This is a genomic window from Bacteroides acidifaciens (genome assembly GCF_903181435.1).
GTDB lineage: Bacteria > Bacteroidota > Bacteroidia > Bacteroidales > Bacteroidaceae > Bacteroides.
Map to the genome: position 1 here is coordinate 258,904 of NZ_CAEUHO010000005.1, position 20,551 is coordinate 279,454.

Genomic DNA, 20,551 nt, shown 5'->3' on the forward strand with positions numbered 1-20,551 from the left:
TTTTGATGGGTCAATTTAGAGTATAATAGTGGGTCAATCGACTTTAAATTTTCCACTTAAGGGGCGGAAATAAAAGCAAAACGCATTTCGCTCGCGAAATTCCGTGACCGTTGTCATCGTATTATAGCGGAATTCATACCTTCGTTGCATAAACTCTTCCGTTCGGAATTCCAGTACCTGTTCTGCCGACAAGGGAGATTTCTTTCCGAAGCCCTTTTCGCATGTGTATACGTTCTGTACTGTTTGCCGGATAAGGAATTCTTTTTTTCTAGTATAGAAATGAGCGGTCGCCCAACGGATGGTTTCCTCTTCCGGTATCCCCGCCTGAAAGCAATTTCTCGCCATCTGAACCAACAAAGGTTTCAGGTCTTCGTCCGAACGTGCATGAATTCTCGGCGATAATTCGCTTAATGATTGGTATGCATTGTTCAAGGCTGCCTCGAAGAGTGTGGACAATGTGTCGAAACTGTCGTATCCCGGAATCAGCCGTTTGAATGGAGATGATTCCGCCTGTACGACTTCCTTGTAGGTTGTTTCCGAAGGCATTTCCAACGGCTGCCGCATATAAAACACGGTAGACTCAGGATTATAATAAAGTTCCGGATCATAAGTCTGTCTGCAGAACTGTTCCAGTGTAGGATTTTTCAGTTCGATGGGATAGGAAAGGACGGGTTGGTACAGGCTGACTGCTTTCCTGTAGGCATGTGCCTGAAAGATTTCCGCTTCTTCCCGTTTTTGGGGAAGTGACTCGTCCGGTCGTGTAAATCGTATCCATATCTTTACGGAATGTCCTCCGGAACCCATGAAGGCTGCGAATGTTTGCGAAAGTTCGGTAGCTTCCTGTTTTACACGGTTCACTTCCATATGGTTTGCCAGGTGATTCACTTCTATTTGTATGATTCCGTTGTATCCGGTCATCTGTATGCCGTTGACTGTTTTGCGGAAGGTTGCGGCGGGGATGACTTTTGTCAGTTTCTTGGCTTCCTCCAGCCGGTAGCATGGTGACGCGTAACGAATGCTTGTTCGTAGATTGCTGACAGGTTGGGCTTTTGTCTCATGTTTCATCGCTTCCATTTGCAAGTTTATGTCCAGCGTTCGCATGGTTGAGATATCCCCGTTGTCTCGTGTTAAGGTAAGCTTCATAATAAATATGTTTTTTTGTTGATGCCTTTTGCTTAAAAAGGCGAGTAAAGGTATGTTTTATTATCGGGCTCTGCAAATAAATGTCCTGTATTCTTGACTTAGGGTCCTGGAACATACTACTTTCCCCGCAGTCTATTAATAGATAAGTTCCGTTCTATTAAATGTAAAGTTGCTTTTGATTAATAGCAAAGTTGTTCTTGACTAATTAAAAACTATAAATGAAGGCTTTGATTATAAAATTGCAAGCTTTATTTTTATAATCAAAGCTTGCATTTATAAAAACGGAACTTGCATTTAAAGTTTGTAATTAATAGAAAGGAAGTTTACTTCTAATAGAACGGAAGTTTATAATTAATGGAAAGCAACTTTACATCTAATAGAACGGAACTTATCTATTAATACTTTGGGCGGAAAGTAGCGGTAGTTTTGAGTGTGGCAAGTAGTGATAGATGAATGATGTGGTGAAAGATTGGAAATGAACTATTAACGTTTGGAAAGTGCGATAAACAGACGGTTTTATACAAATCGGTGAAAGATGAAAGATTGTATCCAACTTGCATGTATGTAGTCTGGGCTGTTTTTCATTGGTTATTACAAAGATGATGCTTTGTGCTCGTGATGTGGGGCAAGTGGAAGAAAAATATGAAATGATTTGCCATAATGAGGCGAGTGATGATCTTTTCATAAATTTTATCGAAAAGAAGGAAAAAGAATGAAATAAACAAGAGCGAATGTAACGGCCTATCCATAAAAATACTATATTTATTGCAGCTAGAGAGCACTTTAAGTAATGCTTTAAGAAGAAAAACGAAAAGTAGTATATATACTATATATTTTCTATTATTAATTACTTAAACACATTTTTTATGGAAGCCAAGAAATCAAAAAAGGCTGCAATTGAGAATCAACGAGGTTCTTGGTTGTTGATGGGTTTGGTTGTTGCGCTTGCCTTCATGTTCGTTTCGTTCGAATGGACACAACATGATGTCAGGATTGCGGCATTATCACCAGATGATGAATCCATCTATGTTACAGAGTTAGTTCCAATCACATTCCCGGAAGAGAAACTGGAACCGCCTCCACCTCCCGAAACTAAGGTCGTGGATATATTAGAAATAGTAAAAAACGATATAGAGGTGGCGGATGATGTTTCTACGGTAGGAGAGGACATGGACGCGACTCCTAACATTGTTTGGATACCACCAGTTGTGGAAGCAGAAGAGGTAGAAGAAGATGTAATACATGAACATGTAGAAATCATGCCGGACTTCCCCGGTGGCATGGCTGCTTTGATGAAGTATTTGGGTACAAATATCAAGTATCCGACTATTTCTCAAGAAATGGGTTCAGCAGGAAAAGTGATTGTTCAGTTTGTCGTTGACAAAGACGGAACGATTACGAATCCGGCAGTGGTACGAGGGGTGGATGCCTATTTGGACAAAGAAGCTATCCGTGTGATAAGTTCTATGCCGAAATGGAAGCCCGGAGTACAGAATGGCAAGAAAGTTCGAGTGAAATATACTGTGCCTGTGGTATTCAGACTACAGTAGTAACTTGAAATAGATGAGTAATGAGGGTTGGTTCCTGGCGAACCAACCCTTTTCTAATGAAATCCTCTCTCATAAATTACCGAGTATTTATAACATTTCTTTCCCGGTTTGCTTCTGTGAAATAAAAAAACATATCTTTGCGTTACGAATAAAAAACGAATGATGGTTTTATGAATTTTCTGCTCTGTATAAAAAGACCTTTTATTTGGCTTTCCCGTTTCCGTTATCGTTGCGGATATGGTGTACATTCCCCTTTTGCTTTCAGTCTGATAACAGATGTGATATATGAAAAGATGCCTTATTATGCTTATGATTCTTTGGAAAAGGAACAGAAAAAGTTGGTAAGAGAACGTGGGTATAGTAGAGGTTCACAAAAGGTAAATCGTTTCTTGTTCCGGCTGGTGAATAAGGTGCAACCTGCCACTATTGTCGAAGTAGGACGTCCTTCAGTGGCTTCACTTTACCTTCAATCTGCTAAACGTTCTGCTGAATATCTTTTTGCTTCCGACTTGTCGGAATTGTTTCTGGATACGGACGTTCCGGTCGATTTCCTCTATCTGAATGATTACCGGAATCCTGAGTTATTGGAAGAAGTGTTTGATATCTGTGCGCGGCGGACTACCTTGCGAAGTGTATTTGTCGTACACGGAATCTGTTACTCGAAAGAAATGAAAGCACTCTGGAAGCGGCTGCAAGAGGACGAACGGGTAGGGATTACCTTTGACTTATATGATCTCGGTCTGCTCTTTTTTGATAAAACAAAAATAAAACAGCATTATATCGTCAACTTCTGAGAACCTTTGTACGTTTATCTTATATAGATGACTAAAAAAAGAACATTATGAAAAAGAGCCTTGTATATACAAAAACCGGTGATAAAGGGACTACCAGCCTGGTCGGCGGTAGCCGTGTACCGAAAACGCATATCCGTCTGGAAGCCTATGGAACAGTGGATGAACTGAATTCCCATTTAGGATGGTTGTATACTTATCTGCTGGATGAATCAGACCGTGATTTTATCCTGAGTATTCAGCATAAGCTATTCGCTATCGGCTCGCATCTAGCCACCGACCAGGAGAAGACGCAACTGAAACCTGCCAGTATAATCTCCTCGGAAGATGTGGAAAGTATCGAACAGGAGATAGATAAACTGGACGAGCAACTACCGGAACTTTGCGCGTTTATTATCCCGGGCGGAAGTCGGGGGGCATCCGTTTGCCACATCTGCCGCACTGTTTGCCGGAGAGCGGAAAGACGTATTTTGGCTTTATCCGAAACTTGTACAATTTCGCCTGAAGTATTAGCTTTTGTCAACAGATTATCAGATTATTTGTTTGTTTTATCCCGAAAAATTAATTTTGATGAACAAAACAACGAAATATTTTGGGATAATAGTTGGAAATGATAGATTTTATTATACTTTTGCCGAAAATTAGAAAGCAAGACAAATTAAGTATTCACTTTAAATACTCAAAATTATGTATTGGACATTGGAACTAGCATCAAAACTGGAAGATGCTCCCTGGCCGGCAACCAAGGACGAATTGATTGATTATGCCATGCGTTCGGGTGCTCCTCTTGAAGTTATCGAGAATCTCCAAGAGATGGAAGATGAGGGCGAAATCTATGAGAGTATAGAAGATATTTGGCCGGATTATCCTAGTAAGGAAGATTTTTTCTTTAACGAGGAAGAGTATTAATTTTAACTGAGAACTGAACATATGAAAATACCCGGTAGCTGTACAAAAGCTACCGGGTATTTTTATATGTCTTATTGTTTGTATCTTAGAATACGGGCATCTGCCAAATGAATCCTACTGAAATACGGTTGGTACTGTAATTCTCCTGTCCCAACACCTTGGCGCGGGAAGTGAAATCGTACGAACGTCCTACGTAGGTGACGAAGAAGTGCAGGTTAGTTTCCATCGGATAGAACTCGATACCTGCCAGATAGCCCCAGGAAGTGCGGTAGTTCCCTTTTTCGACTCCTTCAGAAGCCTTGGTGACGGAAGCCGTCTCATACATACCTTTCACAAAGGCGTTCCATTTCGGCAGAAAACGATAATTGCATTTGGCCACTACGGAAAGATAACCGGCATCAAAAGCATTATGTCCGCCTGGACGACCGACGATATTGGTTATGATACCTTTCCGGTCGATATCCTCTTTCGAATACATGAAATCCACAAAAGCGTTCCATTTCCCCAGGTTCAATTCGTTTCCCAGAGCATAATAATACATATTATGGCTCTTGGCTTCGTTCATGACGGAAGCCGACCAACGGGTCTTGAATACATTGTTGAAATTACCGTTCCAGTTCAATGTATAAACCAGTGGCATTTTGCCGGATTTCAAATCGGGAACATTCCCTTCCGCATCTTCCATGATTCCGTAAGTGCTGTCGAAAGAACCGTTGCGGCTGTTCAGTACTTGCAGGTTAAGTTGCTGGTCGGGAGTGACATTATAGCCGACATTCAATCCGGTCATAAAGTTGCTCATATAATCAATCATGTCACAGTATTGGTAAACATCAATCGGGTTCAGGTCGAACTCGAAACCACCATAAGCCGTACATTGTTTTCCGGCAAAAAGATTAAACTGGTCGTTCAACTTGATGCCGATACCGGCGTAGTCGATGGAAGTCGGGAGATTGTCAATCATGCCGTTTGCGTCGTTCGAACGGTTGAGGCGCTGGCGGTAACGGTAAGAGAGCCAGTTGTTGATATTTCCTTTCGCTTCGATACGGAGTTGGTGCATATTGAAGTCGTCCTCTTGAAATCCGTCCCGGAAATGAGCGTCGAAGCTGCCTTGCATATTCAGATAAAGATTGAATTTGTCCGTCTTCTTTTTTACGTCTGTCAGTTCTTCAAATAAGGGAGTATTGGGCGAGAATTTGTCTTTCTTTTCCGTTTTTTGAGCATATACTCCCTGTATGCTGCCCGTCAGGAGCAGCATAAGGATTAATTTTTTCATAAGTCAGTCCGGTTTTTAGTATTCGTTAAAGTATTGCTGAATTTGTCTCCAGTCTGTCGTTTTGGTTAATGCGAGCATTAACAATACGCGGGACTTTTGCGGATTCAGTTCCAGTGAAGCCACGAATTGATACTTGGCATCATCTACTTCGGCATCGAGAGTGGTAGGACCGGTCGGTACGCGGGAAGAACGGACTACGAGGATTCCTTTTCTACGGGCGTCTATCAATGACGGGAAGATGTTCTTGTGGATATTTCCGTTGCCGACTCCTGCATGGATGATACCTTTATATCCGTTGTTGAGCAGGGGAGTCATCATATCCGCTTCGATGTTGGAGTAGCTATATACGATACCGACTTTAGGCAGTGAGGTGAGATGCGTTACATCGAATACAGACTGAGTTGTATGTTTTTTGAGCGTCACTTGATTGTAGAATACTTTTCCGTTCAGCACATAGCCCAGTGCGCCGGAGTTAGGAGCTTGGAAAGTCTGTACGTCGACAGTGTTCATCTTTACTGTACTTTCTGCTCCCAGGATAAGTCCGTTCATGGCTACCAATACGCCTTTGTTTTTAGACTCTTTGGCAGAGGCGGTAACGACGGCATTGTAAAGATTCAGCGGTCCGTCAGCGCTTAACGCAGTGGAAGGACGCATGGCGCCTACCAATACTACAGGTTTGTCGCTTTTGACAGTCAGGTTCAGAAAATAAGCGGTTTCTTCCATCGTATCCGTTCCGTGAGTGATGACGATGCCGTCAATATCCGGGCGTTTCAACAGCTCATTGATTTTTTTGGCAAGTGTCAGCCAGACTTCATCGTTCATGTCCTGCGAGCCGATTCTTACAATCTGTTCGCCTGTCACGTTGGCGATGTCCTTAATCTCGGGAACGGCATCGAGCAATGCGCCGATGGCAACCTGTCCTGCCGTGTAACTGGTTCCGGTGGCAGAACTTCCCGTACCGGCGATAGTTCCACCGGTGGCAAGAATGTGAATATTCGGTTTTGCGGCAAAAGCCATTGTGACGGTAAGTAGCAGGGCGGTTACTACCAGACCAAATCTTTTGAATTGTTTCATAACTGGATGAAGTTTAGGTTAATAATATATTATTAGAATATTTGTATGAAAAGCAGTCCCAACGCAATAGCGACGGCTGTGGACACCAGTCCGGGCATCATGAACGAATGATTCAACACATATTTGCCGATTTTTGTTGTCCCTGTCCGGTCGAAATTGATGGCGGCCACCACGGTGGGGTAGTTCGGGATAAAGAAATATCCGTTAACGGCAGGGAACAAGGCAATCAGCATATACGGGGAGATACCCAGCGCGATACCCAGTGGCACGAGTGCCCGCACAGTGGCTGCCTGGCTGTAAAGCAGGATAGACATCACGAACAGCGCAATCCCGAAAAGCCACGGCATCTCGCGGACAATGCCTTCGATAGAGAAGGTAAGTTGTGCCATATTTCCTTGAAGGAACGTATCACCCATCCAGGCAATACCGAAGATAGCGATAACCGCCTGCATCCCAGCAGGGAATACGGAGCCCTGCGTTGCCTTGATTCCGTCTGTCTTTGTCACTAATAAGATGATGGCCGCAGCCGATAACATGACAATTTCGATGATGGACGACATTCCCAATGTAACGATTTCGCCATCAATAAGGAAAGACGGACGCATGCCTTCGAAAGAGCCGAAGAGTACGATAAAAGCGGTTGCCAATATGAAGATGATGACAGAAAGCATTGCCGAACGTTTGTTCTTGACATCTTTAATCTCTACTTTCTTGTCGTTGAAAAGACCTTCTTTCAACCGTTTCTGATATTCGGGGTCGTTTACGAGGTCTTTTCCCACTCTCATGGAGAATAAAGCGCCTACCAAAACACCGACAATCGTAGCAGGAATTGTAATTTTAAGAATATCAAAGAGGGTAATATCAAATCCCGCCAGCAGTCCGAGCAAAGCAACGGTGGCGGCAGAGATAGGACTTGCCGTAATGGCCTGTTGAGAAGCGATGACTGCAATGCCGAGCGGACGCTCCGGGCGGATTTTTGTTTCGGTAGCAACTTCCGCTATCACGGGCAATACGGAATAAGCCACATGTCCGGTTCCTGCCACGAAAGTAAACAGGTAAGTCACCAGCGGGCTTAACAGAGTGACGTGTGACGGATTTTTTCGTAGCAAATGTTCTGCCAACTTTACCATGTAGTCGAGTCCGCCGGCTGCCTGCATACAAGCGGCTGCCGAGATGACGGCGGCAATCATCAGCATGACGTCGATAGGCGGAGCGGTGGGTTGTAAACCAAAAACGAACGTGAGTATCGCCAATCCAATGCCTCCCATAACACCAAGACCGATGCCGCCCAGGCGAGCGCCGATAATAATGGCAGTCAGAACAAATGCTAATTGTAATATCATAGGTTGTTGCTTATTTTTAGTTTAAACACAAAGATAACAATTTTCGTTCTTTGTATTTTCTTTTTCTTCTATTAACAACAAAAAACTTATTGAATGGTTTTTGCATATTTATAGAAACAATAACCTCGCTGGTTGGTTATATAAGTACTGACTAAAATGTTATTGTTATAAAACAACCGATATGGAACAGAATTTATCGAAAAAGACTCGTACAGAGAGCGACCTGATAGGAAGTCGTGACGTGCCCGAAAGCGCATTGTATGGAGTACAGACACTCCGTGGTATTGACAACTTTCGCATCAGCAAGTTTCATTTGAATGAGTATCCTTTATTTATTCAGGCGTTGGCCATCACGAAAATGGGGGCTGCCGTCGCCAACCGTGAACTGGATTTGCTGACCGAAGAACAGACAGACGCTATTTTGAAAGCTTGTAAGGAAATTCTCGAAGGGAAACATCACGAACAATTTCCTGTCGACATGATTCAGGGCGGAGCCGGAACCACGACGAATATGAACGCCAATGAAGTGATTGCCAACCGCGCGTTGGAACTGCTGGGACACCAGCGCGGCGAATACCAGTATTGTTCTCCAAACGACCACGTAAACCGTTCGCAATCCACCAATGATGCTTATCCTACCGCTATTCACATAGGCTTATATTATACCCACCTGAAACTGGTGAAACATTTCACCGAGTTGATAGCATCTTTCCGCAGGAAAGGAAAAGAGTTTGCGCATGTGATTAAGATGGGACGTACCCAGTTGGAAGACGCTGTGCCGATGACCCTTGGACAGACATTCAACGGATTTGCAAGCATCCTGGAACACGAAGTGAAGAACCTCGACTTTGCCGCACAGGATTTTCTGACAGTCAATATGGGGGCGACCGCCATCGGAACCGGCATCACCGCCGAGCCCGGATATGCCGAAAAGTGTATCGCCGCTTTGCGCAAAATCACCGGACTGGATATAAAACTGGCGGATGACCTGGTGGGAGCCACTTCGGATACTTCCTGCATGGTAGGCTATTCGGCAGCCATGAGACGTGTGGCTGTCAAGATGAATAAGATATGCAATGATTTACGGTTGTTGGCATCCGGTCCCCGTTGCGGATTGGGAGAGATTAACTTGCCGGCAATGCAGCCGGGGTCTTCCATCATGCCGGGAAAAGTAAATCCGGTGATTCCCGAAGTCATGAACCAGATAGCCTATAAGGTGATAGGAAATGACCTCTGTGTAGCGATGAGTGGCGAAGCCGCCCAAATGGAACTGAATGCAATGGAACCGGTGATGGCGCAATGCTGTTTCGAATCTGCCGACTTGTTCATGAATGGTTTTGATACCTTGCGTACCCTGTGTGTGGACGGCATCACGGCAAATGAAGAAAAATGCCGTCGGGACGTACACGACAGCATCGGAGTAGTGACAGCCTTGAATCCGGTAATCGGATATAAGAACTCTACGAAGATTGCCAAAGAAGCGTTAGAGACAGGAAAGGGCGTTTATGAACTTGTATTGGAACATAATATCCTTTCCAAAGAAGATTTGGATACTATCTTGAAACCGGAGAATATGATAAAACCCGTGAAGTTGGACATTCATCCGAATAGTTGATTGATGTTATAGTAAGTGGAAATAGAATCAATAGGGAAATCGCTGGAGTGGATAAATATCTGCTCCGGCGATTTTAATTATACTTACTTTTGTTCTTATAAAAAGATAGGAATATGAATGTATTTGATGTTATAATCATTGGTTTCGGCAAAGGCGGGAAGAATCTCATGGAACTGACTCGAACTGATTGTCCGTGAAGATTTATTCTCATAATAGTAACTTTTTGTGAAGAAAAGCAGTACTTTTATGCCGATATATAGATTATCGTCCTATTTGAATAACTGCAAATAGGAGAACTGTTTAATACAACAACTATGAATATATGAAGACAGACCGTTTTACAATAGACAATCCGTTACCGCCATTGTGGCTGGCATATCCTGAAATACCTCAGTATAGTATAGGGTGGCGAATGGGATATGGCGAGGATTACAGATGGTTATTTAATGATTGGTTTACTGATTTGTCCGAGGAAGAACAGGCGAAATATAGGGAGATGTTTCCCACCCCTTACTCATGGCAGGGATATTATGAATATGCGTTTGATAAGAAAGATATTTATTCTTTGGGAGATATCGACTTTTGGCAGCCGGACGGAGTTCCTGAGTTTTCATTGGAGCAACTCAGGGCGGAAGTAACGAATGGGAAAGAGTTTGATTATCTCTTCTTTTGGGGATATCATAAGAAGGCGGAAATCAGTAAATCGTGTTTGAGCCAATGGTGGCAGACGTCTTTTCGGATAGATATTAATGAATATTGCTGTATGGAGCAGTATATGATGGCTGAAAAAGCACGTCTTTTTGAAGATGGGGATACAAGAAAGCAGATATTAGATGAAATAGACCCCCAAATGATAAAGGCATTGGGTCGAAAAGTAGAGGGATTCGAGCAGAGTGTATGGGATAAATACAAATATTCAATCGTTCTCAATGGAAATTATGCTAAGTTTATCCAAAACCAGGACCAGCTTGACTTTTTACTGGGTACTGGCGATAAGGTCCTGGTAGAAGCCAGTCCATACGATACTATATGGGGGATTGGTATGCAGGAGACTGACCCTCAGGTACATAATCCATTATTATGGAAAGGAGAGAATCTGTTAGGTTTCGCTTTGATGGAAGTGAGAAATGAGTTGAGGCGGGTATTAAAGTCATGGCACTTGATTGATTGGGAGCAATTGGAAGACATAATTGATTAAAATAAAGTATCTGCAACTTTATTTGCTCGTTCGTTTCTACGGCTAGACACTTTGGTTTCTAACGCTTGAAACATTTAGTTTCAAACACTTGAAACACTTAGTTTCAAAGCATGAAACACTTGGTTTCACTACATGAAACAGAAATTGCCCTTAGTTGCTGATTTCGTTTACCGTAGACTTACTCTAAATAAGGCGGTGATAGGTGATAGATGTGGTGATAGGTTGCAAACAACCTATCACCGCTCTGAAAGTGCTATGAATAAGAGAATTGGAGAGGAGGGTGATAGGTTGAAAGAGGATTTTCATTTTTTTATATGAGAGAGTAGTCAGAAAACTTCTTTATCATAATCATATGCTTTCAGCTCATTATAAGGATACGGGGCAGGATTGGATGAACAACAGCTACTTTGAGCGAACAAAAAACCGATAAATTGTGTTTATTTATTCTAATTATATATCTTTGTCCCGAATTATAAACACGTAAATTTATGAAAAAGATTTTTGGTGCTTTAATGATTGCTGTATGTATTGGTATGGCAATGCCTGCTCAGGCTCAAATACATTTTGGTGTAAAGGGAGGTTTGAACTTGTCAAAAGCAAGTCTTTCCGATATCCCCGGCAACTTTAAGAAGGATAACTTTACCGGTTTCTTTATCGGGCCGATGGCTGAGTTTAATATTCCAATCGTAGGATTGGGGGTAGATGCTTCTCTGCTTTTTGCCCAAAGAGGTGTGAAAGTAACTCCGGAAGGAGCTGATGAATATACTGTTAAGCAAAACGGTCTTGATATTCCGGTAAACTTGAAGTATAACATCGGTTTGGGAAGTCTGTTGGGACTTTATATTGCTGCCGGTCCTGATTTTTATTTCGATTTTGAGAAGAAGTCAGGAATTGACAAGAAGAAAGCCGAAGTCGGTATTAACGTTGGTGCAGGTGTGAAACTGCTCAATCACTTGCAGGTGGGTGCCAATTATAACATCCCATTGGGTGACACTGCCAAGATTGAAGGAACAGACGGTTCATACAAAACTAAGACCTGGCAAGTATCCGTTGCCTATATCTTTTGACGAAACATTTACTTTAACATAGTAGAACTGGAGGCTTTCGACTGTCGGAAGCCTCTTTTTTTATATCTTTGTGCCTGCAATGAAAAGATATGTAGATGTCATATTACCACTTCCGCTTCCGAAGAGCTTTACTTACTCTTTGCCGGACGAGTATGCGGAAGAAGTGAAGATAGGCTGCCGCGTGGTGGTTCCTTTCGGGCGAAAGAAGTTCTATACAGCTATTGTCCGTAACGTTCATTATTGTGCTCCGACAGAATATGAAGTGAAAGACATATCGACATTACTGGATGCTTCTCCTATTTTATTGCCGAATCAGTTCAAATTCTGGGAATGGATAGCCGATTACTACCTCTGTACGCAGGGAGATGTATATAAGGCGGCATTGCCTTCGGGGCTGAAACTTGAAAGTGAAACGATTGTAGAATATAATCCCGACTTTGAAGCGGACGCGCCATTGCCGGAACGTGAACAGCGCATTCTGGATTTGCTGGCTGTCGATTCGCAGCAATGCGTCACTAAACTGGAAAAGGATAGCGGTGTCAAGAATATCCTTACTGCCATTAAATCCTTGCTTGATAAAGAAGCGATTTTCGTAAAGGAAGAATTGCGGCGTACTTATAAGCCTAAGACGGAAGCACGGGTGCGTCTTGCCGGAGCAGCCGACGAGAAGAGGCTTCATATTTTGTTTGATATACTCTCCCGTGCTCCGAAGCAACTGGCACTTCTCATGAAATATGTAGAGTGTTCGGGCATTTTGGGAGACGGTGCTCCGAAAGAAATCTCCAAGAAAGAACTGCTGCAACGGGCTAATGTTGCTCCTGCCGTATTGAACGGCTTGGTGGATAAGAAGATTTTCGAGATTTACTATCATGAAATCGGTCGGCTGAACAAACAGGAGAAAGAGGTTGTCGAACTGAATGCTCTGAATGAGTTTCAGCAACGGGCACATGACGAGATAGTAGAATCCTTTCGAGAGAAAAATGTCTGTTTGCTTCATGGGGTAACGTCCAGCGGCAAGACGGAAATATATATTCATCTGATAGAAGAAGCCATCCGTCAGGGCAGGCAAGTATTATACTTGTTGCCGGAAATTGCGCTGACTACTCAGATAACGGAACGCTTGCAGCGTGTCTTCGGTTCGCGCCTGGGTATTTATCATTCCAAATTTCCCGATGCCGAGCGGGTTGAGATATGGCGGAAGCAACTCGGAGAGAATGGATATGATATAATTTTGGGTGTCCGTTCATCCGTATTTCTGCCTTTCCGGAATCTGGGACTGGTGATTGTGGACGAAGAGCATGAAAATACTTATAAGCAGCAAGACCCTGCTCCGCGTTACCATGCCCGTAGTGCGGCGATAGTGTTGGCAGCCATGTATGGAGCCAAGACTCTGTTGGGAACAGCTACGCCATCCATCGAGTCATGGCAGAATGCGATGGATGGAAAATACGGCTTTGTACAACTGAAAGAACGGTATAAAGAAATCCAGTTGCCGGAGATTATTCCGGTCGATATAAAGGAATTGCATCGCAAGAAGAGGATGGTGGGGCAGTTCTCACCACTTCTGATACAATATATGAAAGAGGCTTTGGAGCAGAAGGAGCAGGTGATTCTTTTTCAGAACCGTCGTGGTTTTGCTCCGATGATAGAATGTCGTACCTGCGGTTGGGTGCCGAAGTGTAAGAACTGTGATGTAAGCCTTACCTATCATAAAGGTATCAATCAACTGACCTGCCACTATTGTGGCTATACCTACCAACTTCCGAAGGCTTGTCCTGCTTGTGAAGGGACGGAATTGGTAAACCGCGGTTTTGGTACGGAAAAGATTGAAGATGACATTAAAGTCCTTTTTCCGGAAGCTGCCGTAGCACGAATGGACTTGGATACTACCCGTACCCGTTCCGCCTACGAGAAGATTATCGCGGACTTTGAGCAGGGAAAGACGGACATACTCATCGGGACGCAAATGGTATCCAAAGGACTGGACTTCGACCATGTAAGTGTTGTTGGAATATTGAACGCGGATACCATGCTGAACTATCCCGATTTCCGTTCTTACGAGCGCGCCTTCCAACTGATGGCGCAAGTAGCGGGACGTGCCGGACGTAAGAACAAGCGCGGACGAGTGGTGCTGCAAACCAAAAGCATCGAGCATCCGATTATTCACCAGGTCATCGCCAATGATTATGAGGATATGGTGAACGGACAACTGGCGGAACGTCAGATGTTCCATTATCCGCCTTATTACCGCCTGGTATATGTCTATCTTAAAAATCATAATGAAGCTTTGCTCGACCAAATGGCGGCAGTGATGGCAAACAAACTGAGAGCTGTATTCGGTAACCGTGTGTTGGGGCCGGATAAACCGCCGGTTGCCCGTATCCAAACATTATTTATTAAAAAGATAGTGGTGAAGATTGAGCAGAATGCACCGATGGGACGTGCACGGGAACTATTGCTGCGCATCCAGCGTGAGATGATTGAAGACGAACATTACAAATCTTTGATTATCTATTATGATGTGGATCCTATGTGATGAAAGAAATTATTCCCCTTATAAATAACCTTTATTCATTTAATTAACTAACTAACCATGAAACGACTTACTATTATTTCTTTAGCCAGTCTATTTAGTATGAGTGCTCTGTTTGCCCAGCAAGGAGTTACTCAGTGTGGAACCCCGACAGGACAACCGAAATTCCCTCTGGGGACTTATCAGGAATTGCCTGACCCTGCGATACCTTCCGAGAAGGAATGGGCGGCAGTTACAACGACGCAAGTCTCTTGGGGTACAACAGACACCCGCTATGCGAAACATCAACTTCCCTCATTGAAAAATCAAAAGACTATTTCTCTGAAGGGCTGGCGCGGTGAACGTGTAAATGCCCAGGCTGTTGTATGGACAGGAACAGAATTGCAAGACTTGAACTTCAGCTTTTCCGACTTTAAAGATAAGAAAGGGAACATGCTTCCAAAAGAAGCATTGACTGCCGGATTTGTACGTTATGTGATGACAGATGAACTGAACAAGGATGGGAGAGGGGCTTGCGGTTACCGCAAATCGGCGGACTTCGATTCGCTGCTGGTAGCCGACCCGATTGACCCGAACCTGAAGTCAATGACATTGCCTGTCCGCACCGTCCAACCTATCTGGGTGCAATGTTGGATTCCACAATCTGCTGCTCCCGGAGCTTATAAAGGTGAATTATTGGTCAACGACGGTTCACGCCTGTTGCAACGTCTGAATCTTGAAATAAATGTTTCTTCCCGCGAGCTTCCCCAACCATCGGAATGGGCTTTTCATCTGGATTTGTGGCAAAGTCCATATGCCGTAGCCCGTTATTATCAGGTTCCTCTGTGGAGCCAGGAGCATCTCGACGCCATGCGTCCTTTGATGAAAATGTTGGCAAATGCCGGACAGAAGATTATCACAGCTACTTTGATGCATAAGCCTTGGAACGGGCAGACGGAAGATTATTTCGATACAATGGTGACCTGGATGAAGCGTGCGGATGGTACATGGGCTTTTGACTATACTATCTTCGACCGTTGGGTAGAGTTTATGATGAGCGTTGGCATTGACAAGCAGATTAACTGTTACTCGATGGTGCCCTGGAAGCTGTCTTTCCAATACTACGACCAGGCAACGAACTCTCTGAAATCGGTGAAGACTGCTCCGGGAGAACAGGCTTATGAAGAAATGTGGGTGGCAATGCTTGATTCTTTCTCCAAGCATCTGAAAGAAAAAGGCTGGTTTGATATTTGCACTATCGCAATGGACGAACGTCCGATGGATGTGATGCAGAAAACATTGAAAGTGATTCGCAAGGCTGACCCGGATTTTAAAGTTTCGTTGGCGGGAAATTATCATGCGGAGATTGAACCGGATTTGTATGATTATTGCATTGTAATCGGTCAGAACTACCCCGAAGATGTACGTATCCGCCGTAAAGCTGAGAATAAGCGCACCACCTATTATACCTGTTGCACGGAAGCGCATCCTAATACGTTTACTTTCTCTGACCCGGCAGAAGCTGCCTGGATGAGTTTCTATTCTTCAAAGAAACATTTGGATGGTTATCTGCGTTGGGCATATAATAGTTGGCCGTTGGAACCGTTGCTCGATTCACGTTTCCGTACGTGGGCTGCCGGAGATACGTATTTGGTATACCCCGGAGCACGTAGCTGTATCCGCTTCGAACGTTTGATAGAAGGAGTACAGGCGCATGAGAAAATAAATATTCTTCGCCAGGAATTTGAGAAGAAAGGAGACAAAGCCGGATTAAAGAAAATAGAAAAGATGTTGGCTCCGTTCAATCTGGGGGATATGCCGGAGATTCCGGCAGCAGTCACCGTGAACCGCGCTAATCAGATATTGAATTCATTGTAACCGGCGTAGCGCCGGAGCAAGGTTTCCTTGCGGCGTATTGTCAAGTATTAAAAGTTAATTATGAAGAAAATATTATTCGTTTGCCTGGGAAATATCTGCCGTAGCTCTACGGCAGAGGGCGTAATGCTTCACTTGGTAAAAGAAGCAGGACTGGAAAAAGAGTTTGTGATAGACTCTGCCGGAATCCTGTCTTATCATCAGGGCGAATTGCCGGATAGCCGAATGCGTGCCCATGCGGCACGACGTGGCTATGAACTGGTGCATCGTTCGCGTCCTGTCCGTACGGAAGATTTTTATAATTTTGATTTAATCATCGGTATGGACGACCGGAATATAGATGACTTGAAGGATAAATCTCCTTCTCCCGAAGAGTGGAAGAAAATTCATCGCATGACAGAATATTGTACCCGTATTCCTGCGGATCACGTCCCCGACCCCTACTATGGAGGAGCCGAGGGATTTGAATATGTGCTCGATGTGCTTGAAGATGCCTGTGCAGGGCTGCTTACTTCTTTAACTCAGGATAGCTGATTCGGGTATGATAAGCAATCTTTAATTTTTCCTTGAATACAGCTTTCACTGTTGCGATGTCCTTGAAAGTGATGGGACATTCTTTGAAATAACCTTCAGTAACCTGGGAGTCGATAATCTTGTCGACCAGGTTACTGATGCTTTCTTCTGTATACTCCGGCAGGCTGCGTGACGCGGCTTCCACAGCATCTGCCATCATCAGGATAGCCTGTTCTTTGGTGAATGGATTCGGTCCGGGATAAGTGAACAATTCTTCGTTCGGCTCCTCATCCGGATGCTCGTTCTTCCATGAAATGTAGAAATATTTGGTTTTTCCCTGTCCGTGATGGGTGCTGATAAAGTCTTTGACGGCTTTAGGCAGGTTATGCTTATCAGCCAACTTTAATCCGTCTGTGACATGGTTGATAACCACCTGCGCACTTTGTTCGTAACCCAGGTTCTTGTGCGGATTGACTCCGCCTGACTGGTTCTCTGTAAAGAATGCCGGATTTTCCATCTTCCCTATATCGTGATACAACGCTCCTGTACGTACCAACTGGCTTTTGGCGCCGATGCGGATAGCCGCCTCTGCCGCTAGGTTGGCTACTTGCATGGAATGTTGGAACGTTCCGGGGACTGTCTCGGACATTTGTCTCAACAGGTCATTATTGATGTTCGAAAGTTCCACCAACGTCACATTCGAGGTAAATCCGAACATTTTTTCGAGTAAGAATAGCAACGGATAAGCGAATAACAGTAAGATTCCATTAATAAAGAAATAGGTGTACATCCGTATATTCAACTTTGAGAAGTCATTTGAAAGCCCGTTCTCCGTCATTAGCTCAAAAGCAAAATAAACAGCGGCATAAGTCAGTATGACTAACAAGGCTGTGCGGAAAAGCTGTGACCTCTGCGAGAGTTCCCTTAAACTGAATATTGCCACCATCCCTGCTGCTAGCTGGGTGAGGATAAACTCATGCGGGAAACGCAGGGATATAGAACAAATCAATATTGTGATGACATGGGTAAGGAACGCTGTCCTCGAATCGAGGAACACGCGTATAATAATAGGTAGCATCGCATAAGGAATAATATACACATTAAATACATTATGTGCCACCATAAAAGCCGTGACGATGCTATAAAATACAATCAATGTAAAGAGTAACGATAAACTGCCTTTCCGCTGGTAATAATCTTTCCTGAACAAGTCAAGATAGAGCATGAAGCAGAGTATCAGCATGCCGACAAACAGGATTTGCCCGCCAAGAATCAGCCGGCTTTGTCCCATGGATTCATTGCGCTTGATGGATTCTTTACGTAGCGACTCCAGTATGTTGTAAGTTTCAGTGCTGATGATTTCGCCCCGGTCGATAATCTTTTGTCCGCTGACTACAAGCCCTTTTGCCCAGGAATAGCTGTTCAGCATCTCTTCCTTGGCTGTCTGGGTTCTCTGCTCGTCAAATGTGAGGTTAGGAGTGATGTATTCGTTCAACGAACATTGCCTGAGAATCTCCCGGTTGAAGTGGACGGAATCTGCCGAAAGCAGGTATTCATATGCTTTTTTTACAGTATAAATATCGTCTGTCGGATGTGAATTGGCAAGTTTGTCATCAATGACCATGATAGACGTGGTGCTGTCTTTTTGTAGTTGCTGGATGTTTTCCGTAGACACAATCCCGGCTTGGTAGATGGCTTTTAGGGTGCGTTCAATGTAGCGCAGGTAATCTATGGAAGGAAGTATTCCTTTCAGATTCGTGTGATAGTTCTCTTTCAGTTTGGCTATCGCATCCTTTTCGATTTTCTTGTCAAGCTCGTAATAAGGCTGGAAAAGAGCTAACAGGCTGTCCTGCTCTTTCTTCACCACTGCATCGTCCTTATAAATAGGAAAGTCGAAAGTGGCTATCAGTTGTCCGTATTTCCAGGGCTTGTTTATGTCAAACTGATAGTTGAACTTGCCGTCACGCGGCAGAAAATAGACTATCAGTGCCACAGTGCTCACAAACAGCAGTGATTTATATAGCAAATCTCTCCATGAAAAACTCTTTTTATTCTTCAAATGTTCCATATCCACTGAAATTTTTGCGAAAAGTACAAAAAAAAACAATAGTGTGGAAAAAAAGGTTTAATTTTGCCATGATTTACCTATACTAACCCAAATTATGGCAGAAAGAAAAGTAAGAGTTCGTTTTGCTCCGAGTCCTACTGGAGCATTGCACATCGGTGGTGTGCGTACAGCTTTGTATAATTATCTATTTGCGCGTCAACACGACGGAGACCTGATATTTCGTATTGAAGATACTGACTCTCACCGGTTTGTTCCGGGAGCGGAAGAGTACATACTCGAATCTTTCAAGTGGTTGGGTATCCATTTTGATGAAGGTGTGAGTTTCGGTGGCGAACATGGCCCGTACCGTCAGTCCGAACGCCGCGAAATCTACAAGAAATACGTGCAGGTTTTGCTGGAAAATGGAAAGGCATACATCGCTTTTGATACTCCGGAGGAACTGGATGCTAAACGCGCGGAAATTGCTAACTTCCAATATGACGCATCTACACGTGGAATGATGCGCAATTCGCTGACTATGTCGAAAGAAGAAGTGGATGCACTGATTGCTGAAGGCAAACAATATGTAGTCCGTTTCAAAATAGAACCGAATGAGGATGTGCATGTGAACGACCTGATTCGTGGTGAAGTGATTATCAATTCATCTATCCTTGATGACAAGGTGCTTTATAAATCGGCTGATGAACTGCCTACTTACCATCTGGCAAATATCGTAGACGACCATTTGATGGAAGTGTCTCACGTGATTCGCGGTGAAGAGTGGTTGCCTTCCGCACCCTTGCATGTGCTGTTGTATCGTGCTTTCGGTTGGGAAGATACGATGCCTGAATTTGCCCACTTGCCCTTGCTGCTGAAACCGGAAGGTAATGGAAAACTGAGCAAGCGTGACGGTGACCGTCTGGGATTCCCTGTATTTCCGCTGGAATGGCATGACCCGAAATCTGGGGAAGTGTCTTCTGGTTATCGTGAATCCGGCTATCTGCCCGAAGCGGTAATCAATTTCCTTGCTTTGCTGGGATGGAATCCGGGCAACGACCAAGAAGTGATGTCGATGGACGAACTGATAAAGTTGTTCGACCTGCGCCGTTGTAGTAAGTCGGGGGCTAAATTCGACTACAAGAAAGGGATATGGTTCAATCATCAGTATATCCAGCAGAAGCCGAATGAGGAAATAGCTGAGTTGTTCCTGCCTGTGTTGAAGGAACATGGAGTGGAAGCTCCTTTCGAAAAGGTAGTGACAGTGGTTGGCATGATGAAAGACCGCGTTAGTTTCGTTAAAGAACTGTGGGATGTATGTGGCTTCTTCTTTGTGGCTCCTGCCGAATATGATGAAAAGACTGTGAAGAAACGTTGGAAAGAAGATTCCGCAAAGTGTATGACTGAATTGGCGGAAGTGATTGCCGGCATCGAGGATTTTAGTATCGAAGGACAGGAAAAGGTCGTAATGGACTGGATTGCCGAAAAAGGCTATCATACAGGCAATATCATGAATGCTTTCCGACTGACTTTGGTGGGTGAAGGAAAAGGACCGCATATGTTCGATATTTCATGGGTATTGGGTAAAGAGGAGACGATAGCTCGTATGAAGCGGGCGATAGAGGTTTTGAAGTAATCGACACA

The 20,551-nt window shown here is 44.0% G+C and carries 16 protein-coding genes; 11 read left to right on the top strand and 5 right to left on the bottom strand.

All coding sequences use genetic code 11. The features are described from left to right. Nucleotides 1–33 precede the first annotated feature (33 nt). Complete coding sequence (locus CLIN57ABFB40_RS18115) at nucleotides 34–1,143, bottom strand: BT4734/BF3469 family protein (protein WP_175631380.1); 1,110 nt, start codon at nucleotides 1,141–1,143, stop codon at nucleotides 34–36. An 866-nt stretch (nucleotides 1,144–2,009) separates the two neighbouring features. Between CLIN57ABFB40_RS18115 and CLIN57ABFB40_RS18120 the strand changes: the two genes are divergently transcribed. The 4 genes from CLIN57ABFB40_RS18120 (at nucleotide 2,010) to CLIN57ABFB40_RS18135 (ending at nucleotide 4,393) form a co-directional block, all read left to right on the top strand. Then, complete coding sequence (locus CLIN57ABFB40_RS18120) at nucleotides 2,010–2,693, top strand: energy transducer TonB (protein WP_175631381.1); 684 nt, start codon at nucleotides 2,010–2,012, stop codon at nucleotides 2,691–2,693. Between the two features lie 170 nt (nucleotides 2,694–2,863). Beyond that, entirely contained in the window at nucleotides 2,864–3,487 is a 624-nt protein-coding gene (locus CLIN57ABFB40_RS18125) for a hypothetical protein (RefSeq protein ID WP_175631382.1), read from the top strand. 47 nt (nucleotides 3,488–3,534) lie between these two features. Beyond that, a complete protein-coding gene (locus tag CLIN57ABFB40_RS18130; protein ID WP_175631383.1) occupies nucleotides 3,535–4,098 on the top strand; it encodes a cob(I)yrinic acid a,c-diamide adenosyltransferase in 564 nt (187 codons plus the stop codon). Nucleotides 4,099–4,171: 73 nt separating this feature from the next. Beyond that, on the top strand, nucleotides 4,172–4,393 hold the full coding sequence (locus tag CLIN57ABFB40_RS18135) for a DUF2795 domain-containing protein (RefSeq protein WP_002558131.1): 222 nt from the start codon (nucleotides 4,172–4,174) through the stop codon (nucleotides 4,391–4,393). An 85-nt stretch (nucleotides 4,394–4,478) separates the two neighbouring features. Here the strand turns inward: CLIN57ABFB40_RS18135 and CLIN57ABFB40_RS18140 are convergent, their stop codons facing one another. Genes CLIN57ABFB40_RS18140 through CLIN57ABFB40_RS18150 form a run of 3 tightly spaced genes read right to left on the bottom strand, consistent with a single transcriptional unit; the run spans nucleotide 4,479 to nucleotide 8,083 of the window. Continuing rightward, nucleotides 4,479–5,666, bottom strand: a complete 1,188-nt coding sequence (locus CLIN57ABFB40_RS18140; RefSeq protein WP_175631384.1) for a porin — start codon at nucleotides 5,664–5,666, stop codon at nucleotides 4,479–4,481. Nucleotides 5,667–5,681: 15 nt separating this feature from the next. Beyond that, nucleotides 5,682–6,740 carry an L-asparaginase 2 gene (gene ansB, locus CLIN57ABFB40_RS18145; protein WP_175631385.1) on the bottom strand — a complete coding sequence of 353 codons (1,059 nt, stop codon included), beginning with the start codon at nucleotides 6,738–6,740 and terminating at the stop codon, nucleotides 5,682–5,684. A 32-nt stretch (nucleotides 6,741–6,772) separates the two neighbouring features. After that, on the bottom strand, nucleotides 6,773–8,083 hold the full coding sequence (locus CLIN57ABFB40_RS18150; RefSeq protein WP_175631386.1) for an anaerobic C4-dicarboxylate transporter family protein: 1,311 nt from the start codon (nucleotides 8,081–8,083) through the stop codon (nucleotides 6,773–6,775). Nucleotides 8,084–8,264: 181 nt separating this feature from the next. Between CLIN57ABFB40_RS18150 and CLIN57ABFB40_RS18155 the strand changes: the two genes are divergently transcribed. From CLIN57ABFB40_RS18155 to CLIN57ABFB40_RS18180, 6 genes are all read left to right on the top strand, one after another. Then, on the top strand, nucleotides 8,265–9,698 hold the full coding sequence (locus CLIN57ABFB40_RS18155) for an aspartate ammonia-lyase (protein ID WP_175631387.1): 1,434 nt from the start codon (nucleotides 8,265–8,267) through the stop codon (nucleotides 9,696–9,698). 322 nt (nucleotides 9,699–10,020) lie between these two features. Next, the gene (locus CLIN57ABFB40_RS18160; RefSeq protein WP_175631388.1) at nucleotides 10,021–10,896 is read left to right on the top strand and encodes an NADAR family protein; all 876 of its coding nucleotides are present in this window, start codon (nucleotides 10,021–10,023) and stop codon (nucleotides 10,894–10,896) included. A 488-nt stretch (nucleotides 10,897–11,384) separates the two neighbouring features. Further along, complete coding sequence (locus tag CLIN57ABFB40_RS18165; protein WP_175631389.1) at nucleotides 11,385–11,963, top strand: porin family protein; 579 nt, start codon at nucleotides 11,385–11,387, stop codon at nucleotides 11,961–11,963. 79 nt (nucleotides 11,964–12,042) lie between these two features. Then, nucleotides 12,043–14,499: a primosomal protein N' gene (gene priA, locus CLIN57ABFB40_RS18170; protein ID WP_175631390.1), complete on the top strand. Its 2,457-nt coding sequence runs from the start codon at nucleotides 12,043–12,045 to the stop codon at nucleotides 14,497–14,499. A 57-nt stretch (nucleotides 14,500–14,556) separates the two neighbouring features. Further along, on the top strand, nucleotides 14,557–16,353 hold the full coding sequence (locus tag CLIN57ABFB40_RS18175; protein ID WP_175631391.1) for a DUF4091 domain-containing protein: 1,797 nt from the start codon (nucleotides 14,557–14,559) through the stop codon (nucleotides 16,351–16,353). A 60-nt stretch (nucleotides 16,354–16,413) separates the two neighbouring features. Further along, entirely contained in the window at nucleotides 16,414–16,884 is a 471-nt protein-coding gene (locus CLIN57ABFB40_RS18180; protein ID WP_175631392.1) for a low molecular weight protein-tyrosine-phosphatase, read from the top strand. On the opposite strand, the gene CLIN57ABFB40_RS18185 is transcribed toward CLIN57ABFB40_RS18180, so the two are convergent. Continuing rightward, nucleotides 16,859–18,931 carry an HD family phosphohydrolase gene (locus CLIN57ABFB40_RS18185; RefSeq protein WP_175631393.1) on the bottom strand — a complete coding sequence of 691 codons (2,073 nt, stop codon included), beginning with the start codon at nucleotides 18,929–18,931 and terminating at the stop codon, nucleotides 16,859–16,861. The two genes, CLIN57ABFB40_RS18180 and CLIN57ABFB40_RS18185, sit on opposite strands and share 26 nt — an antisense overlap. Before the next feature lie 94 nt (nucleotides 18,932–19,025). Here CLIN57ABFB40_RS18185 and gltX point away from each other — a divergent pair, with 94 nt between their 5' ends. Further along, nucleotides 19,026–20,543 (top strand): glutamate--tRNA ligase, encoded by a 1,518-nt coding sequence (gene gltX / locus CLIN57ABFB40_RS18190; RefSeq protein ID WP_175631394.1) that lies wholly within the window; start codon nucleotides 19,026–19,028, stop codon nucleotides 20,541–20,543. The last annotated feature ends 8 nt before the right edge of the window (nucleotides 20,544–20,551 follow it).

Bases quoted from the DNA above. Each gene is read 5' to 3' on its own strand.
- CLIN57ABFB40_RS18150 (WP_175631386.1), bottom strand. From the start codon at position 8,083: ATGATATTACAATTAGCATTTGTTCTGACTGCCATTATTATCGGCGCT.
- CLIN57ABFB40_RS18180 (WP_175631392.1), top strand. From the start codon at position 16,414: ATGAAGAAAATATTATTCGTTTGCCTGGGAAATATCTGCCGTAGCTCT.
- CLIN57ABFB40_RS18120 (WP_175631381.1), top strand. From the start codon at position 2,010: ATGGAAGCCAAGAAATCAAAAAAGGCTGCAATTGAGAATCAACGAGGT.
- CLIN57ABFB40_RS18115 (WP_175631380.1), bottom strand. From the start codon at position 1,143: ATGAAGCTTACCTTAACACGAGACAACGGGGATATCTCAACCATGCGA.
- CLIN57ABFB40_RS18185 (WP_175631393.1), bottom strand. From the start codon at position 18,931: ATGGAACATTTGAAGAATAAAAAGAGTTTTTCATGGAGAGATTTGCTA.
- CLIN57ABFB40_RS18125 (WP_175631382.1), top strand. From the start codon at position 2,864: ATGAATTTTCTGCTCTGTATAAAAAGACCTTTTATTTGGCTTTCCCGT.
- CLIN57ABFB40_RS18155 (WP_175631387.1), top strand. From the start codon at position 8,265: ATGGAACAGAATTTATCGAAAAAGACTCGTACAGAGAGCGACCTGATA.
- CLIN57ABFB40_RS18140 (WP_175631384.1), bottom strand. From the start codon at position 5,666: ATGAAAAAATTAATCCTTATGCTGCTCCTGACGGGCAGCATACAGGGA.
- priA (WP_175631390.1), top strand. From the start codon at position 12,043: ATGAAAAGATATGTAGATGTCATATTACCACTTCCGCTTCCGAAGAGC.
- ansB (WP_175631385.1), bottom strand. From the start codon at position 6,740: ATGAAACAATTCAAAAGATTTGGTCTGGTAGTAACCGCCCTGCTACTT.
- CLIN57ABFB40_RS18175 (WP_175631391.1), top strand. From the start codon at position 14,557: ATGAAACGACTTACTATTATTTCTTTAGCCAGTCTATTTAGTATGAGT.
- CLIN57ABFB40_RS18160 (WP_175631388.1), top strand. From the start codon at position 10,021: ATGAAGACAGACCGTTTTACAATAGACAATCCGTTACCGCCATTGTGG.
- CLIN57ABFB40_RS18135 (WP_002558131.1), top strand. From the start codon at position 4,172: ATGTATTGGACATTGGAACTAGCATCAAAACTGGAAGATGCTCCCTGG.
- CLIN57ABFB40_RS18130 (WP_175631383.1), top strand. From the start codon at position 3,535: ATGAAAAAGAGCCTTGTATATACAAAAACCGGTGATAAAGGGACTACC.
- gltX (WP_175631394.1), top strand. From the start codon at position 19,026: ATGGCAGAAAGAAAAGTAAGAGTTCGTTTTGCTCCGAGTCCTACTGGA.
- CLIN57ABFB40_RS18165 (WP_175631389.1), top strand. From the start codon at position 11,385: ATGAAAAAGATTTTTGGTGCTTTAATGATTGCTGTATGTATTGGTATG.